Raw genomic sequence first — 16,247 nt, 5'->3', positions numbered from 1 at the left:
CTGCTAGATGCTGCCGAACGACCGCTAGCAGTGCTCCAAAGCGTTCACGATTTCTGCCACAGCGGCTCGATTACCAGCGATCGACCACACCAAGCCACCTGCTGATACTTGCGCGGTTGCGCCTCCTGCGCCTTCGACTAGGGCTTTGCCAGGCAGCCAATCCCACTCAGCAACGCTATGCTGCATCCATGCGCCCAAGCTGCCATCGGCAACGGAAGCGAGATCAATACTTGCAGCGCCGAACATCCGAATCGTCGCACTTGCTGCTGCAACCTTTGACCACACTGCCAGGACCTGCGGATCGCTGAGATAAGTTGGGTGTAAATAGGTGCCGAGACTGATCTTCGACAAAGGAGCATCGCTAAGCGCGCGCACTGGTTGTCCATCGCGAGTCGTTGGCAGATCAGGGCCACCAAACCACGTATAGCCCATCGCAGGTCGGTGGACGGCCGCAAATTTCAGCTCATCGTGGGAGGTCACAGCAACAGCGGTACAAAAATAGTCTGATTGCGCGGCGAAATTATAGGTGCCGTCAACAGGATCGATACACCAGACCGTGCCGCTTTGCGACGCCTTGGCGCTGCCTTCTTCACCAACAATGCCGTCTTCAGGGCGCAAGATGGCAAGCGCTTGGGTAATAAAGGCCTCTGCAATCGTATCGGCTTCTGTCACAATATCGGAGACAGAGGTCTTTTCGGTGGTCGTGATGCCAGTTTCGCGCAGTCGCCACGCCATACGAGCGGCGTTATAGACCAAGGCCTGCGCTAAGGTTTCGTCAGAGTCTTGATCGTGGGCGATACAAAAGGTTTTCACGATCGCCGGAAGCATGTCGTGCAGCTGTGAAAGTTGATCCATGGTTTCTATTGTGCCTTGTTTATGTGAGCTGGGCTAGACTATGAGACTATGCGCCCTGAAGTTTCTGCAGAATTAGCAAGCATTGATACTACATTGACCACCATTGAAAAGGTGATGGATCCTGAAGCGATGGCTACGCGTATCCGCGAACTAGAAGCTCAAGCCTCTGATCCAAGCCTCTGGGACGATCAAGAACATGCCCAGAAAGTCACCTCGGAGCTTTCGTTGGTGCAAAGCCAGTTCAAGAAAATCACGGCGTTGCGGTCTCGGCTGGAAGATTTGCCGGTGATGTATGAATTAGCGGAAGAAGAAGGCGAAGACGTCGCTCTTGCCGATGAAGAATTGCGTGAACTGGCAGATGAGGTTGCCTCGTTAGAAGTCAAAACCATGCTTTCTGGTGAATACGATGCGCGTGAAGCCGTGATTAATATTCGCTCGGGTGCAGGTGGCGTTGATGCAGCTGACTGGGCAGAGATGCTGATGCGTATGTATGTTCGCTGGGCTGAGAAAAATGGCTACAAGGTCGATATTTACGATATTTCGTATGCCGAAGAAGCTGGTATTAAATCGGCGACCTTCGTGGTGCATGGGGAATATATGTATGGCACGTTGTCGGTGGAACAAGGTGCGCACCGATTGGTTCGTATTTCGCCGTTTGATAATCAGGCGCGTCGGCAAACGTCTTTTGCTGAGATCGAGGTTTTGCCGGTCGTAGAAACGACTGATCATATTGACATTCCAGATACTGATATTCGCGTTGATGTGTATCGTTCCTCTGGTCCTGGCGGGCAGTCGGTGAATACTACTGACTCGGCGGTTCGTTTGACGCATATTCCAACCGGCATTGTGGTGACCTGCCAGAATGAAAAGTCACAAATTCAAAATAAAGCATCCGCAATGCGCGTGTTGCAGGCGAAGCTCTTAGAGCGCAAGCGCCAGCAAGAACGTGCCGAAATGGATGCGCTGGGTGCAGGTGGCAATGCCTCGTGGGGTAATCAGATGCGTTCCTATGTGCTGCACCCATATCAAATGGTGAAAGATTTGCGAACCAACTTTGAAGTCAATGACCCTTCGAAGGTGCTTGATGGCGATATTGATAAGTTCTTAGAAGCTGGCATTCGTTGGCGGATGTCGAATCAAGAAACATAAGAAGCACGCCTGTGCGCAGCAGGGAAGACTCGGAGAGTAATCCTTGGTGCTAGCAGCTTTGCGACGATGCGGTCGCGCGCGGATCACCTTGGAAAATGCGGCGCTGGCGGCGTCGTCAAGCGGTATCGTGTGCATGTGTGCGTGAGCCAGTCGTGGAAACCAGGCAGGCTCTCTATCTGTCACAATTTTCACTTAACACTACTGTTTTCTCAGGTATTTCTGTAGGCTTGGATATGTGATTACCTTTGATAACGTCACCAAGCTGTACAAAACTTCAACGCGGCCTGCCTTGGATGCTGTTTCGTTCGAGATTGAAAAGGGAGATTTTGTCTTCCTTATCGGACCTTCTGGCTCAGGCAAGTCCACGTTGTTGCAATTGATGATTCGTGAAACCAATCTCACTAGTGGTGACATCCACCTTGATAGTTTTCATGTCAACAAGCTACGAGGTCGACAAATAAATAAACTCCGTCAAAATATCGGATACGTGTTCCAAGATTTCCGCCTCTTGCAGCAAAAATCAGTCTATGACAATGTTGCATTCGCGCTTGAGGTGATTGGTACCAAGCGGCAGCATATTGCGCGCATGGTGCCAGAAACCTTGGAGCTGGTGGGACTTGCTGGAAAAGCGGATCGTTTCCCAGCAGAGCTTTCCGGTGGTGAGCAGCAGCGAGTGGCAATTGCGCGCGCATTTGTGAATCGCCCGCTGGTGTTGCTTGCCGATGAGCCAACTGGCAACCTTGACCCAGAAACCGCCGATGACATTATGGTGCTGTTGAATCAGATTAATCAGACTGGAACCACAGTTGTGATGTCCACCCATAATGCGCGAGCGGTCAATGACATGCGCCGTCGTGTGATCGAGTTGAATTTAGGCAAGCTGGTTCGTGATGATGAACACGGCGTCTATGGTGAAGCGCAGTAAGGGAAAAATATGAGTATTCGATTTGTTCTACGAGAAGCCTTCCGAGGCTTGATGCGTAACTTCACGATGACAGTTGCGCTGATGATTACCACCGCGATTTCACTTGCGTTGCTGGCGACTGGTTTTTTGGTCACAAATATGACAGAGCGCACCAAAGAGATTTATCTTGACCGCGTGGAAGTCATGGTCCAGCTTGATGAGGAAACCTCTGCGAAAGATTCCGATTGTTCTTCTGCAGCATGTAAAGAAGTGCTACAGAAATTGCAGAACAAGCCTGGTATCGAGCATGTTGTGTTCCGGTCGCGGGAGGATTCTTATAAGCGCTATGTCGAATTGTTCCAAGATTCCGATCCGTTGCTGGTAGCCGAGACTTCACCGGATGCGCTGCCGGCAGCGTTGCATGTGCGATTGGTGGATCCACTTGATACTAAGCCGCTTGATCCGGTGCGCAATTTATCGCAGGTGCAAAGCGTGATTGATCAGGTTGATGATTTGCGTGGGGCGACCGACAACCTTGACTCGATTCGTAATTCCACCTTCTTCTTTGCTGGCATTCAGGCACTTGCCGCAATTTTCTTAATTGCAAATATGGTGCAGCTGGCGGCATTCCATCGTCGCGAAGAAATCTCGATTATGCGCATGGTTGGTGCATCCCGGTGGTACACGCAAATGCCGTTTATCCTCGAAGCGATGGTTGCGGTGGCCTTTGGCGCGGTCTTGAGTACAGGGGCGTTGTTCATCGGCAAAATCTGGGTTGTAGATCGCACCTTAGCGAATCTTTACGACGCACAACTGATCGCCCGTGTCACGAATGCTGATATTTGGATGGTTGCTCCGCTGGTGGGGCTTATTGGCGTGATCTTTGCAGCAATTACTGCACAAGTTACATTGCGGTGGTACGTCCGCCATTAAGGAATTTCTAGGTGCACACGCGCAAGCCACGAGGATTATGCTCGTGGCTTGTTGCGTTTTCGGCTAAGATAACAGCCTATGGCAAAGAAGAAAAAGAAAGCAGCGCACTTTAATCCAGTGATCGCCACGAATCGGAAGGCGCGGCATGATTACCACATTCTGGATTCCTTTGAATGTGGTGTAGTGCTGGTCGGCACTGAGGTGAAGTCTTTACGTGAAGGCAAAGCTTCGCTTGTTGATTCTTTTGCCACTATTGATGAAGGCGAAGTGTGGCTGCGGAACTTACATATTCCGGAATATTCAATGGGCCACTGGACCAATCACAGCCCGCGTCGGACTCGCAAACTCTTGCTGCATCGCCGCGAAATTGATTCCTTGATGGGTAAAGTGCGCGATGGCAATAAAACGCTGGTGCCACTGAGAATGTACTTCAAAGAGGGCCGGGTCAAACTGGAACTGGGCCTTGCACAAGGTAAACAAGCCTATGACAAGCGCCAAGATATTAAACGACGCACTGAGGAACGCGAAATTGTTCGTGATTTGGGACGTCGAATTAAAGGTTTGCGTGGATAGATAGACACAGCTTGTGTTTGTAGGCTAATCTTGAAGCACACTTGATGTTTAATGATGCACAGTCCCCTTAAATATCAAGATCACGGGGTCGATATGGTTTCGACTGCGTACATTACGCCAGGGGAAGCGTGCCGGTGCAGGCTAGAGACCACCGTAAGCGTCGTAGCACAATGATAAGCGCCGAGAATTCTCAGCGTGACTACGCCCTCGCTGCCTAATAAAGAATAGCCAGCGACCTGCGTGTCTGTCGGACTAGGAGTGTTCCTGACCTAGACCCCGGCATCGATTAAGGGACTTGCTTACTATTTGGGTTACCAGAGATAGTAGGGACTTTTACTGGTAACTGCGGCTCATCATCCGGGAGTGTTCGTCCAAGCCGGAGAGTCAGAGAAAAGATCCCTTGCGCGAACTGCGCACGGAGAAGCCCTGGCAAGATGACGTAGGACCCGGGTTCAATTCCCGGCGGCTCCACTGATAGAAAACCCAGTTACCTTGTGTAGCTGGGTTTTTGCTATCTACCTGGGGTTATGTGCGGGGTTGTAATGGTCAGGTGTGGTCGGATATGCCCCAAAAGGGTAACAAATTGCCCCAAAATTGCCCCGCTGGCCCCAAAATTGCCCCACAAACATTATGAATTTTGGAACTATCGAACACAGAAACGGCGGGAAATACCGAGCCCGCTACATGCATCGTGGCGACCGCTATACGGCGCCACACACGTTTAACACGAAACGACAAGCGACAGCGTGGCTTGCTGATGAAGAAAAATTGATACAGTTTGGCGACTGATCGCCCCTGATATCCGCACTGGAGCTGATGATCAAACTACTGCGCCTACTGTTGCAGAATGGCTGAACAACTTCCATGACTCATTCGCAACACAACTGCAACCATTGCGTGAATCAATACTGCAACAGTATCGCCGCGTAACTTTGAATAGGATCCTTGTGCCTTTGCCGCCTGGTGATGTGATTGACGACGTACCGAGATTACGGTCACTGAAAATAACTGAAGTGCACACCTAACGATGTGCACTTGTGGAGGGAAGCCATTATTCGCGCCTATGATTCCAAAACTACTAGCCAACATGCCTATAAGCGTTTGAAAGCTGCGTTTGCGTGCGTGGTGGAGCGTGAATTAATTGCTAAAAATCCTGTGGGAATAGAACTGCTCCCCACTATTCGGTATCTGATTTCTCAGTCCAACTAATGGGGAGCAGTTCATTTTGGGAGGCTTATTTTATTGTTTTATATCCGGTGCTGCGGTTGGGTTCTGCATGCCTGCTGGTGCTGCGGTTGGGTTCTGCATGTTTGCAGGTGTGGATGCTGCAGGATACATGTTTGCAGGTGCTGCGGTTGGGTTCTGCATGCCTGCTGGTGCGGAGGCTGCAGGATACATGTTTACAGGCATCTGTGCACTCGTCATACCTTGCGGAAGCCTCTGCGGTTCTGGCAATCTTTCTGCGATTTCGCATGACGCCCAAAGGATCGCGGAAAGCATCAGGACAGGCAGCGTGACCGCGACCGTGATGGCTCCAGAAACGTAATCAGAATAATGATCACTGCCGAGGTCGGCCAGGCCGGAGAGTATGCCTAGGATGCTGAGCACTCCGATCCCTAAAGCAAAGGGTTTCAAGTACTTGAGCAGGTTCAGCTCTTTTATCTTGTTCATGTTGGTTTCCTTTCGTAGATTCGTCTCCAATTGTGTACAGGTTGGCTGACTCCCTCGAGTTCGTGGGATATCGTTCCTGAGTGTTCTCTGTATAGACTCTCAGTTTCTGTATACGTTAGCAAAACTATTAGTAGCTTGGCAGTAAATGGGGCTGCGTGCCATTCCTGCGGGGTGTCAAAATACCCCCGTGGTGAGTTGAAATCCAGTACCGTGCCATCATTGTGTTCTGCAGCTTCTTGAGCAAGAGCTTTACGCTGCTTTGCCGCTAGGGTATCCGCAGGTGAATTATCCAGTAGGCCTAGTCGCCGTAATAGTTCGTCCGTTAACTCCTCGTTCGTGGCCTTTGCGAGGATGGTGAGGTTGCCATAATTGTTCATCCATTTTGAACTAATGAAACCTAGATCTATTAGGCAATGACGGGCGACTCATTATAGGCTTCTGCAATTTGGAGTATTAGATCAGCGCTTAATTCACCTGCATGTAATTGCCTACTGAGTGTTGCGTCTGAAATATTTGCAAGTTCGGCAGTGTCGTGATTTGAATCACTCCGCGTTATTCTCTTGAACCGAGATACGTGTGTTTCTCTAGATCTTTCAGAATCTTTTGTGTCATGACATTCTATATCCCTTTTATGTTCACGCTTATTCTAGTAGCGAAATACGCACGAATGTAAAGGGTTAATATGATCGCTCTTTCGTCATCTAGGCAGTGAAGCAACTTCGGGGATACAAGGTTCAAGCCGAAAGGCGCGAGTATGGTGAAAGAACCCCTCGTATGCAGAAAGTCCTCTCTCGAAGAAGCTAGCTTCACCACGCTCCCAGCACAACGGTTTTCATAACGTGGCTAACATCGTCTCGGTTGAGAAAGAGTCCCAAGTTAGTGAATGGTGGCTTGCGAACAAAGTTAGATCTGTAGCTGTTGTTATGCCCGTGACTCAACGCTCGTTCGCACACGATAAGTTGTGAAGAAACGGTGGGAGGAGCTGGCTACGCCTAATTTTCTTATCGACGAATATTGGACCGTTGATGTGAAGGTTTTACGGAGTTTCAAAAACTTGAGCTAAATATAAGGTCTGGTCTGTTGCAGGCAGGCACGAAGGTCATCGGCGAACGTGAAGTTGTTGTGAACGAAGCTCAGACTGTTTGCAAATCTGTATTCAATAATGGTCACCAAGTAGATAGTATTGTGGTGATAGGTAAAGAAAGCGTATTTTTCTGGGAAAGAGAGTCAAATGTCCGTTGATCCATGGGTGATCATTCGTAAGTTCTCCGGTGGCCGTGAATCTGCTGTAGCGCAGGCACGAAGTATAGTGCGTCAAGTGGCGAACGAGTCCGGCCTAGATCCATTTTGTATCGGCATTGTAGACCTCCACGAGGTCGATCGGGATGCGTACGGGGAATTTTTTGTTAGTGCTTCAAAGTCTACTCACGATCGAGAGGTAAAGTTACTTTCTTTGATTTTTGAGTCCATTGTTCGTGATACAGATTGGGATGTAGATCTCTGCTGGGGAGGTTTGGAAGACGAGCGGGAGGAGCTAGAGCTAGAACATATGCGTCGAGTTAATGGAGCAGATTCAGCGGAAGTTTTTGACCCATATGAGAGTTTTTTCGAAGATATCTATTGGTAGTAAAGCGTTGATTTGGTGATTTCGCCAGGTTTGATTCCCGGCAACGCACTCACACCAGCACACACCTACTGACCACACCCCAAGTACTCCACGCTCACCGCGCCAGTAGAAAACGTGCTACCGGCGCAAACGGCCAAAGCACTACTGGAAAAACTGCCTGTTATCCTGCAGTACTGAGATGAGTTTCTCTGTTCGTAAGTCGTCCGGTTTGCTCGCACTTCCATGGTAGATCTTCATGATTCGTGGCTTATGCACACCACAAACGTTTGCAACCGCGTTGACGATGGGATCACTCCCACGCTTTTGACCAGTAAGCCAATCGTAGGCATGGTTTCCGAGAGCAATGAGCAGCGGCGGGATGCCATGGTTGCCACGGGTGCAAATATCGAGCTCAGCTTCTAATAATTGAGCACATCTTTGTATGTGGTCATGCTGAGCGGCGTCATGGCTGATCTTCTTTTCAAGGCTCGAACCGTCAACAGTAGGGATAAGTTTAAAAACGTCTGTCATATATGGCGCAGGTGCCAGTATTTGAGGATCATGAGGGATGCACTCAAGCGCAGGCGGCAATGATTTTGATAATCGTTTGTCGCCTTTATGACGCTCAGTATGAAAATTCCGCCAGTCCGGAAGCTGATCAGCCGCTTTTGTCCCGCCCCAATTCACGCCGAGAAATACAACTGATGTTGTCAATGGTGCAAGCGTTTGAAATTCGACATGATTATCAGCAGTAATCGAAGTTAAATCATGTCGTGTCGCACCCCAGCGAGCCCATGATGCAGCCTGCCCCAAGCGAAACTGGCGGCTTGAAATATCATCATCAGGAATCGATGAATCGCTGATGTCTAAAGTCCGAAGTTCTTCGTAAATATCCCAGCTCACAGTACTTGCAACCATGATTTACCTCCACCTGTTCGTTCTCGTATGCCACCTGCTCACAACGATCCTCTGATTGCGTTGCGCAAGGCTTGATGTATTTAAGAATTTACACCTAGTCGTCGACAAGCATGTGCTCTATGCATAACGCCGCTGCTTTTCGACGCCATGATCGCCTTCCCAAGGTACAATCAATGAAAATCTGCATCCTACCGAGCAGTATCATCACTTTCGAGATAGAGGCACTATGAAGCTTTTGGCTATTCACTACGCACGCGATCATGCAGCAACTATTCGTTTTTACCAGGCATTAGGTCTTGAGTTGAACCAGGCTATCGATCCAATTTGGACTGAGATGGAGGCACAAGGGGCAACGCTAGCAGTGCACAGTTACGAATCTGCGAATACTCCTAAAGCGGGTCTCGAAGTGTGCATGGTTGCTGAGAAACCACTTGAAGATGTCCAGGCGGATCTTGTGGCAGCTGGTTTCGATGGCGGCCATATTGTTGCTGAAGATTTCGGGCGTTCGCTTCGAGTGATCGATCCAGATGGCAACGAATTGCAGATTAACGATCATTAATCGTTCGCCAGTTGGCATCGAAGGTTGGGCAGGGAAACTACTGCGAATATCACGGTATTTTGCTGATATTCACATGGTGGAACCTGCCCATTTTTTCATGCCTATGAGCATGGGGAAGTGGAGGGAGAAGGGGAGTGCCTGCTCTAAGGTTAAGAGCTTTGGTGTACTTGCCACTAGAGCTCTTTGTAAGGCAGCGGGTATGGCTAGGTTTTGTGTCAATGGGCATGCTGGTGGGTGCTGGGTATGGCACGGGCAGCGCCGGGCATGCACGGTTGGCACAAGGCGTGTCCAGATATCGCTGACACAACACAAAGCATTCCTAGATACCATCGGCTGAACTAAAACCTCGCACGTAACCACTATGCAAGGACGATACCTTGTCACCTCTCGTACTTACCTGTGAGATGCACACAGTCATGCATTATTGAAGTTCATATAGTGAACGCTATTCACAATTAAGTTAGGGCATGTTACCCTAATTGGGAATGTTGTTCATTTATGAAGGTTTTTGTTATGTCTAATCAAGAAAAGCCACAGTTGCGTACGCGTTCTGCAGCGGGTGCCAATGCGCAAAAATTGTCTATATCAGCGTATTTGCCGCTGCGCACTTCGTTATTTTCTTCGCAATCGGCATGCTCGGATTGTTCGACACACAATTTATGTTCATTGCTGCGCCACTGTCGTTCTTAATTCAAGGCACAGTGATCATTTTGATGTTGAGCAAAAGCAATCGGCACACTTTTTCGCCAACTTGCAGATAGCGGATGCATTGTCGTCGTGATCACTCACGATAAAGAACTCTTGGATGTCTGTGCTGATCGGATTCTTCACCTGAATGCCAACGGCATACTTCAGCAGGCTACACCTTCACACTAGGGAAGATTATTATGACTGAAACTCCTGAAATAAGTAATAAAGAAAAGGACAAGGCCGGAAAGCGAGCGTTTTACGATCTGCTGCAGCCAATCAGTGGTCGGATCATGCTGGCACGAATCTTAGCGATTACTTCAGCAATCCTTTCGGTTGGACCATATATCGTATTGGTGCAGCTGTCCGGAATCTTGCTGCAAGCATGGCAGCAGGATGTCGCTCCTAATCCAGAGGAAGTACGCAGTGCGCTTATGCTGCTGCTCTGGCTGTTTCTGAGTAAATTGGCACTGTATTTTATTGCACTTACTGTTACCCATTTTGCTGATATCCGGTTGCGCAGAATACTGCAAGAGCGTATCGCTGATCGAATTTCTAGGGCCCCGTTGTCTTGGTTCTCAAAAACCAATTCGGGTTTAGTGCGCAAAGCTATTCAGGATGATACAACCGATATCCATACAGTCGTCGCACATGCTCCGGTTGATAATACGGTTGCGATTATTAGTCCGTTGGCATTACTTGGCTACGCCTTTTATCTCAATTGGATTTTAGGGCTCATTGCCATTGCAACGCTTCCATTCTACCTGGGCGCGATGGGGTATATGGTGCGCGATATGGGCGAAAAAACTGCAGAGATGGATACCCGGTTAGGGTATGTTTCTGCCACTATGGTTGAGTTCATTACAGGTATCGCCGTCGTCAAAGCCTTTGGCAAAACAGGTCAAGCACATGAACGCTATCGCTGCGCAACCGAGGAATTCCATAAGTTTTATTTAGCGTGGTGCGGGCCGATGCTCCGGACCTCAGCGGTTGCCAATGCAACGATTTCGCCTTCGATCTTGCTGCTGACCAATCTTGGACTGGGAACGCTGGCGGTGCAATATGGCTATGCACAACCAACGGATGTTATCCCGACTGCCATTATTGCGCTGATGATCCCACAGTCGATCGAAATTTTAGCGAATATGACCTGGTCGATTCAGATGGCTGGAGCAGCAGCGTTGCGCATCCAGAACATACTGAATATTGACCAGATCAGTCACACCACTCAAGAGCACGTTCACACTCCTGATCTGTGTACTCCGCAATCAGTGGTGTTCGATCATGTTTCGTTTAGCTACGGCGACAACCAAGCCGTTGACGATATTTCCTTAACACTGCAACCAGGAACTGTCACTGCCTTGATCGGACCTTCCGGCGGCGGAAAATCAACATTGGCTACATTATTAGCTCGTTTTTCTGATCCTGATAGCGGAACAATCTCCATCGGCGGCACCGATATTCGCACCTGGCCAGATGATCAACTTTATCGATGCGTGAGCTTTGTGTTGCAAGATCCGCAGATCCTTCGGCTCTCGATTCGCGACAACGTGCGTTTGGGAAGCCCAGATGCCACCGATGAACAGATTTGGCAGGCCCTTCGGGATGCACAAATTGCGGATGAAATTGCAGCATTACCGCATGGTCTTGACACCGTTTATGGAGTTGATACGCATTTATCGGGCGGACAATGCCAGCGACTTTCGATTGCGCGCGCACTGTTGATTGATGCACCAATTCTTATCTTGGATGAAGCAACTGCGTTTACCGATCCAGAATCAGAGGCGTTGATTCAAACAGCGCTGACTCGCTTAATTAAAGCCGGTGACGAAGCCCGTAACAAAGCCGGTGACGAAGCCCGTAACAAAGCCGGTGACGAAGCCCGTAACAAAGCTGGCGACGAAGCCCGTAACAAGGCCGGTGACGAAGCCCGTAACAAGGCCGGCAATAAAGGGCGCACAGTTCTTGTCATCGCACATCGTCCGGCATCAGTGCTGGGAGTTGATCAGATTGCGATTTTAGAAAATGGAAAGCTGAGTGCATTAGGGAGCCCTCAAGAAGTGAGCAACCATCCGTTGTATGTAGCGTTATGGGAAGGGACACAAGCATGAACAAGACATCACGAGGAATTACCCAGCAAATTTTCCAGCTCTCGAGTGAGCAAGGGCAAAAATGGCTGCGGTTAACCATCATATTCTCGGTGATTGCTGGCATTATCCGTGGTTTAGCACTGACTGCTTTTTTGCCTGCCCTGACTGTGCTGGTGAAGAAACAAGATATATGGGGTCTTGGCATTGGCGGCTGGCTTGGCGTTTTACTGTGCTTAGGAGTAATCGCAGCTGGTGTTGAATATGTGCTGGCAATTATGAGTTATTCAGTTGCCTTAGATGCTATGGCAAGTTTCCATAAAAAGATTGGTGACCAAGCTGCGCGTCTACCATTAGGGTATTTCACGTCTGAAACTGCCGGCACGTTTTCCAGGCTGGTATCCAAACAAATGATTATGCTCGGTGAATCTTTTGCGCATATGTTAGCGCCGATGATCGCAAATACCTTCACTATGTTGATCTTGCTTGTGGGATGTTGGATATGGTCACCGAAAATGGGAATCCTGTTAACCATAAGCGTGCCAGTGATGTTTGTCGCCGTATGGGCAGCCAAGCGTTGTAAAGAGCAAGACGAAACAATCAATGCTGCACCATCCCAAGAACTATCCGCCCGACTGGTGGAATTTGCACAAAAACAGCCGATCTTGCGCGCATGTGGTCAGGCAAGTTCTTTCCAGCCACTTTTACAAGCCACACGGGATGCTGAAAAAGCAGGTATGAAAGGCTTGTGGTGGGGATTGCTTGGCAACGCTATCATCGGCACGGTTATCCAGTGGATCGCAGTATTTTCAATGATTATCGCGGTGAGCGCAACATTCGGATTTGATGATCCGATCGCAAGCATTGTGTTTATTGGAATTATGCTTCGCTTCACCTCGATGCTTTCTGAAATTGGCACCCTTGGCATGGGACTTGAAAGCTCACGGCCGCTGCTTGCACAAGTCAGCGAGATCCTGAACGAACCAGTATTGGTTGATCCAGTCTCATCGAAACCAATTACAGAACCAGGCGCGGTGGAACTTCGTGACGTCTCATTTGGCTATACCCCAGATACACTGGTGCTGCAGAAGGTAAACATGCGATGCGAGCCGAACTCCTTTACCGCAATTGTTGGACCATCTGGCTCTGGAAAGACCACCTTAGCGCGCCTGATTGCTCGATTCTATGAGGTCGATCAAGGTAGTGTGCTCGTCGGTGGTGTCGCAGTCAAAGACCAGCGTGTTGCTGATGTTATGAAACAAATCGCCTGGATTTTCCAAGATGTTTATTTATACGACGACACGCTAGAGGCCAATATTCGGGTAGGAAATCCCGATGCAACCGATGAGCAAATCCGCCAAGCTGCAGAGCTGGCCGGAGTGACCGAAATCGTGCGACGTCTGCCTGATGGCTGGAATACCAAAGTTGGCGAAGGCGGCCGAGCCCTTTCCGGTGGTGAGCGCCAACGCGTGTCGATTGCCCGAGCAATTCTCAAGCAAGCAGCAATTGTGCTTGTCGACGAGGCGACCAGTGCATTAGATCCGGCGAATGAAAAACATATCGTTGAATCATTGGAGTATTTGCGGCAACGTTCGACACTTATTGTCATTGCGCATAAACTATCAACTATTCAATCAGCAGATCATATCGTTGTTTTGGATTCACACGGTCATGTTGTTCAACAAGGAACACATGAAGAATTGCTTGAAACTGGCGGAAAGTATCGTGAATTTTGGCAACTCCGCCAAGCTGCTAAAGGATGGTCGTTGACATAATGCACATGCGCCTGGGACGTAAAACTGGTCCGAAACCTAAATTCACTGCACAACAAGTCATTGATGCAGTGTTACAAATTGGGTTAGATACCTTCACGATGTCCCAGGTCGCCGCATCTCTTGGCGTAGGAGCGCCGAGTTTGTATCGGCTCTATAACTCGCGCGACGATTTGGTGGCCGCCTGCCTGGAAGACATTGCGCGTCGTCAGCCCTGGGTGTCTCCGCAAAGCTCCTGGCCAGATATGCTGCATGCATGGGCGCGCTACTGTTGGCAATTATGTGAGGCATTTCCTGGATTTGCGCTGACGCTGTATACCTATCCGTTTCCGCAAGTCAATTTTATGAAAGCCTCCGCAACGATCGTGGAAGATTTCACCGCCACTGGCTTGGATAAAAACCTTGTGCTGTTTGCGCTAGATTTTATTGGCGATACCGTGATTTCAACTCACTTGGGAATCGGCACATATCGAGTTGATTCCACCGACCATGCACGAAACGAACTCATTAAACGCAATCTTGAACTTTCCAATGAGCAGTTAGGAACGGATCTGTCAGCTTTTGTGTATAGCCGCGATCCTTATCGAGACTTCGTTGAGCCGAAAGTGGCATTTATTATCGCAGCATTAGAGGCCGGAATACGACCACCTGCGCATGGCCTGGGGCATGTGGCGCAAGTTTTTACTCATGAGTAGTGCGGTAACAGTGGCACGTGTTTTCTGCCCGCAATGTTGATGGCGCGTTTTAGCATAGTTGCCCGCGCATGAGAGAGTTTTCCTGCAGTGGGGAAGTGATGCATGCCGTGGCTTTTAACCGACCACGGTTTACTGCTTAGTAGTACTGCGATCCTCGCTGCGCGCCTGAGGCGTTTTCGTGTTGATCGCCCAACATCAAGCATTGCCTGTTTCGCAGTAATGCAGTACTCATGCAGCTTTTCGACGACAACAGCGTGAACCGATAGGGGATTGAAGTTCATCGTTCCTGGATTTCATGAGTACGCCTTGTCTCGTGCCAAGTTCAAGCCAAGGTATCTGAGATGCGTGGTACTTGAGATGAACAAGGGAAAGGGTCGCTCGTGAATTTCAACGAGCGACCCTTTTGAGGATTAAGCAGAAGTATTACTGCAGGGAGAATGTCTTTGTGAGCTTCGTGTTAAACGAGGAATCTGGTGTGTCCCTGATTTCAATTTCAACATGAACGTCGGAGCTTTCGTCATTGAGTAGAAACGGAACTGTGACCGTTTTTGTTTCGCCAGGAAACTCACCCGATATTGCAGACATTGCGTCATAACCTTCTGGATTCTGGCTGAATAACACAAGTCTGTTCAGTTCTTTACCATTTTGAAACGCTTTTGCCTCCACGCGATAGACTGAATAATCCCTTTCAATATCCTCAGACTCCTCTAGCGGAGAGTTATATTTTGTGGTGTATGTGAGGATAACTGCAGGGTTTCCTTCGAAATCAGGAACTGGAGCAAAAAGTGTTTCGATGACGATTTCACGTTCGTCAGTCTTATACTCGGTAAGCTCTTCTGTTACCTCACTGTCAGCGCCTTTGCCGTCCCACTGCCTGCTTCGATGAAAAATTAGCAACTATGACGTTACGAGCATCATGCAATGAGGGACTCAGATATGCTTTTCGCTGATCTGAGTATTGCCTCGGTGATGTTCGCGCGTGCAAGCATGAACATCACCGAAACAATCGCAAACTCAGTGATCTTCGCTTAGCCCCATTGTGCCTGTTGTGGATCAACTCCATGATGTGCAGCATTCGCATTGATAGCTGCCACGAGCCAAGTAGGAAGATCTGGATGCCGCTTGGTGTAGTACGCTTTGAACCTTTCATCGGCGAGATATCCGCGCGCGATAATTACGTGTTTCGCGTGTGTAACATCAAAAAATGTGCTGAGCACGTGCCGATGTTCTTCAGCTAACTCAATTCCGCGGGCACTGGTTGGATCAACACCTGCATTGATCCCCTCGACCATTGCTGCTTCCACCTGCGCCGTCGAGGCTTGAAGCCTTTGCCAATCTTGAGCCGACATGGCAGCTTGTCGTTGATAGGAAACCTTCCAGTCTTGCGTGTCTCCCCAGCGCTCTTCAGCCTCGGCTTCCCATTCAGGATTCCATTCCTTCCCTAAGATCTCGGCTTTTTCATGCATCGATAATGGCGTATCGCTCATCGTATCCTCCAAAAGTCTCTCAACAGCACACAGCTTTTGTGCTATTTGATTTTGTTGAGTAAGTAGTAATTCGCGCTGCGCGATCAGGTGTTCTCGCCTTGATTTCCCAGAGTCAAGAATGTCCTTAATAGCAGCCAACGACATCCCTGTTTCGCGGTAGAGCAGTGCTTGCTGAAGCCTTTCGACGGCAGCAGCGTCGTATAAACGATAACCACCAAAGGAACGGTCGGATGCAGGTGCTAAGCCGAGGCTATCCCAGTGATGAAGTTGACGGATGCTGATTCCGAGCAGTTCTGCAATTTCACCGACGGTGTACTGAGGTTCATCGTTCATGAGTTTTATTCTTGTGCC

16 protein-coding genes and 1 other RNA gene are annotated in these 16,247 nt (G+C 49.2%); 11 read left to right on the top strand and 6 right to left on the bottom strand.

The genetic code is table 11. The features are described 5' to 3' along the window. Positions 1-24 precede the first annotated feature (24 nt). Positions 25-855 carry an inositol monophosphatase family protein gene (locus tag NXS99_RS05530; protein ID WP_259287665.1) on the bottom strand — a complete coding sequence of 277 codons (831 nt, stop codon included), beginning with the start codon at positions 853-855 and terminating at the stop codon, positions 25-27. 48 nt (positions 856-903) lie between these two features. Here NXS99_RS05530 and prfB point away from each other — a divergent pair, with 48 nt between their 5' ends. The 5 genes from prfB (at position 904) to ssrA (ending at position 4,888) form a co-directional block, all read left to right on the top strand. Further along, positions 904-2,004 carry a peptide chain release factor 2 gene (gene prfB, locus NXS99_RS05525; RefSeq protein WP_259287664.1) on the top strand — a complete coding sequence of 367 codons (1,101 nt, stop codon included), beginning with the start codon at positions 904-906 and terminating at the stop codon, positions 2,002-2,004. A 235-nt stretch (positions 2,005-2,239) separates the two neighbouring features. Further along, on the top strand, positions 2,240-2,929 hold the full coding sequence (ftsE, locus tag NXS99_RS05520; RefSeq protein ID WP_259287663.1) for a cell division ATP-binding protein FtsE: 690 nt from the start codon (positions 2,240-2,242) through the stop codon (positions 2,927-2,929). A 9-nt stretch (positions 2,930-2,938) separates the two neighbouring features. Continuing rightward, positions 2,939-3,841 carry a permease-like cell division protein FtsX gene (gene ftsX, locus NXS99_RS05515; RefSeq protein WP_259287662.1) on the top strand — a complete coding sequence of 301 codons (903 nt, stop codon included), beginning with the start codon at positions 2,939-2,941 and terminating at the stop codon, positions 3,839-3,841. Between the two features lie 78 nt (positions 3,842-3,919). Then, entirely contained in the window at positions 3,920-4,414 is a 495-nt protein-coding gene (gene smpB / locus NXS99_RS05510; protein WP_259287661.1) for an SsrA-binding protein SmpB, read from the top strand. 84 nt (positions 4,415-4,498) lie between these two features. Next, positions 4,499-4,888: a transfer-messenger RNA gene (gene ssrA, locus NXS99_RS05505) on the top strand. 360 nt (positions 4,889-5,248) lie between these two features. Here ssrA and NXS99_RS05500 read toward each other — a convergent pair. Together NXS99_RS05500 and NXS99_RS05495 are read right to left on the bottom strand one after the other, a co-directional pair. Further along, entirely contained in the window at positions 5,249-5,413 is a 165-nt protein-coding gene (locus NXS99_RS05500; RefSeq protein WP_259287660.1) for a hypothetical protein, read from the bottom strand. Positions 5,414-5,653: 240 nt separating this feature from the next. Continuing rightward, on the bottom strand, positions 5,654-6,085 hold the full coding sequence (locus tag NXS99_RS05495) for a hypothetical protein (protein ID WP_259287659.1): 432 nt from the start codon (positions 6,083-6,085) through the stop codon (positions 5,654-5,656). 1,231 nt (positions 6,086-7,316) lie between these two features. Here NXS99_RS05495 and NXS99_RS05490 point away from each other — a divergent pair. After that, a complete protein-coding gene (locus NXS99_RS05490; protein WP_259287658.1) occupies positions 7,317-7,712 on the top strand; it encodes a hypothetical protein in 396 nt (131 codons plus the stop codon). 141 nt (positions 7,713-7,853) lie between these two features. On the opposite strand, the gene NXS99_RS05485 is transcribed toward NXS99_RS05490, so the two are convergent. After that, a complete protein-coding gene (locus NXS99_RS05485) occupies positions 7,854-8,594 on the bottom strand; it encodes a uracil-DNA glycosylase family protein (RefSeq protein WP_259287657.1) in 741 nt (246 codons plus the stop codon). Between the two features lie 241 nt (positions 8,595-8,835). Here NXS99_RS05485 and NXS99_RS05480 point away from each other — a divergent pair, with 241 nt between their 5' ends. From NXS99_RS05480 to NXS99_RS05465, 5 genes are all read left to right on the top strand, one after another. Further along, on the top strand, positions 8,836-9,168 hold the full coding sequence (locus NXS99_RS05480; RefSeq protein ID WP_259287656.1) for a VOC family protein: 333 nt from the start codon (positions 8,836-8,838) through the stop codon (positions 9,166-9,168). A gap of 575 nt (positions 9,169-9,743) precedes the next feature. Then, positions 9,744-9,929: an MptD family putative ECF transporter S component gene (locus tag NXS99_RS09180; RefSeq protein ID WP_396124826.1), complete on the top strand. Its 186-nt coding sequence runs from the start codon at positions 9,744-9,746 to the stop codon at positions 9,927-9,929. 126 nt (positions 9,930-10,055) lie between these two features. After that, entirely contained in the window at positions 10,056-11,966 is a 1,911-nt protein-coding gene (locus NXS99_RS05475) for an ABC transporter ATP-binding protein (protein WP_259287655.1), read from the top strand. Continuing rightward, positions 11,963-13,717, top strand: a complete 1,755-nt coding sequence (locus NXS99_RS05470) for an ABC transporter ATP-binding protein (protein WP_259287654.1) — start codon at positions 11,963-11,965, stop codon at positions 13,715-13,717. The genes NXS99_RS05475 and NXS99_RS05470 overlap by 4 nt, the downstream gene beginning before the upstream one ends. Further along, on the top strand, positions 13,717-14,409 hold the full coding sequence (locus tag NXS99_RS05465) for a TetR/AcrR family transcriptional regulator (RefSeq protein WP_259287653.1): 693 nt from the start codon (positions 13,717-13,719) through the stop codon (positions 14,407-14,409). Before NXS99_RS05470 ends, NXS99_RS05465 begins: the two co-directional genes overlap by 1 nt. A gap of 423 nt (positions 14,410-14,832) precedes the next feature. On the opposite strand, the gene NXS99_RS05460 is transcribed toward NXS99_RS05465, so the two are convergent. Together NXS99_RS05460 and NXS99_RS05455 are read right to left on the bottom strand one after the other, a co-directional pair. Beyond that, positions 14,833-15,306 (bottom strand): DUF5067 domain-containing protein, encoded by a 474-nt coding sequence (locus NXS99_RS05460; RefSeq protein WP_259287652.1) that lies wholly within the window; start codon positions 15,304-15,306, stop codon positions 14,833-14,835. A 131-nt stretch (positions 15,307-15,437) separates the two neighbouring features. Beyond that, entirely contained in the window at positions 15,438-16,229 is a 792-nt protein-coding gene (locus tag NXS99_RS05455; protein WP_259287651.1) for a MerR family transcriptional regulator, read from the bottom strand. Positions 16,230-16,247 lie beyond the last annotated feature (18 nt).

This window comes from Corynebacterium sp. HS2168-gen11, from assembly GCF_024834075.1.
Lineage (GTDB): Bacteria > Actinomycetota > Actinomycetes > Mycobacteriales > Mycobacteriaceae > Corynebacterium.
This window is presented reverse-complemented; position numbering and strand designations above follow the sequence as displayed.

Coding starts and splice junctions, on each gene's coding strand:
- NXS99_RS05455 (WP_259287651.1), bottom strand. CDS start 16,229: ATGAACGATGAACCTCAGTACACCGTCGGTGAAATTGCAGAACTGCTC.
- NXS99_RS05470 (WP_259287654.1), top strand. CDS start 11,963: ATGAACAAGACATCACGAGGAATTACCCAGCAAATTTTCCAGCTCTCG.
- NXS99_RS05475 (WP_259287655.1), top strand. CDS start 10,056: ATGACTGAAACTCCTGAAATAAGTAATAAAGAAAAGGACAAGGCCGGA.
- prfB (WP_259287664.1), top strand. CDS start 904: ATGCGCCCTGAAGTTTCTGCAGAATTAGCAAGCATTGATACTACATTG.
- ftsX (WP_259287662.1), top strand. CDS start 2,939: ATGAGTATTCGATTTGTTCTACGAGAAGCCTTCCGAGGCTTGATGCGT.
- NXS99_RS05480 (WP_259287656.1), top strand. CDS start 8,836: ATGAAGCTTTTGGCTATTCACTACGCACGCGATCATGCAGCAACTATT.
- NXS99_RS05490 (WP_259287658.1), top strand. CDS start 7,317: ATGTCCGTTGATCCATGGGTGATCATTCGTAAGTTCTCCGGTGGCCGT.
- NXS99_RS05495 (WP_259287659.1), bottom strand. CDS start 6,085: ATGAACAAGATAAAAGAGCTGAACCTGCTCAAGTACTTGAAACCCTTT.
- NXS99_RS05530 (WP_259287665.1), bottom strand. CDS start 855: ATGGATCAACTTTCACAGCTGCACGACATGCTTCCGGCGATCGTGAAA.
- NXS99_RS05465 (WP_259287653.1), top strand. CDS start 13,717: ATGCACATGCGCCTGGGACGTAAAACTGGTCCGAAACCTAAATTCACT.
- smpB (WP_259287661.1), top strand. CDS start 3,920: ATGGCAAAGAAGAAAAAGAAAGCAGCGCACTTTAATCCAGTGATCGCC.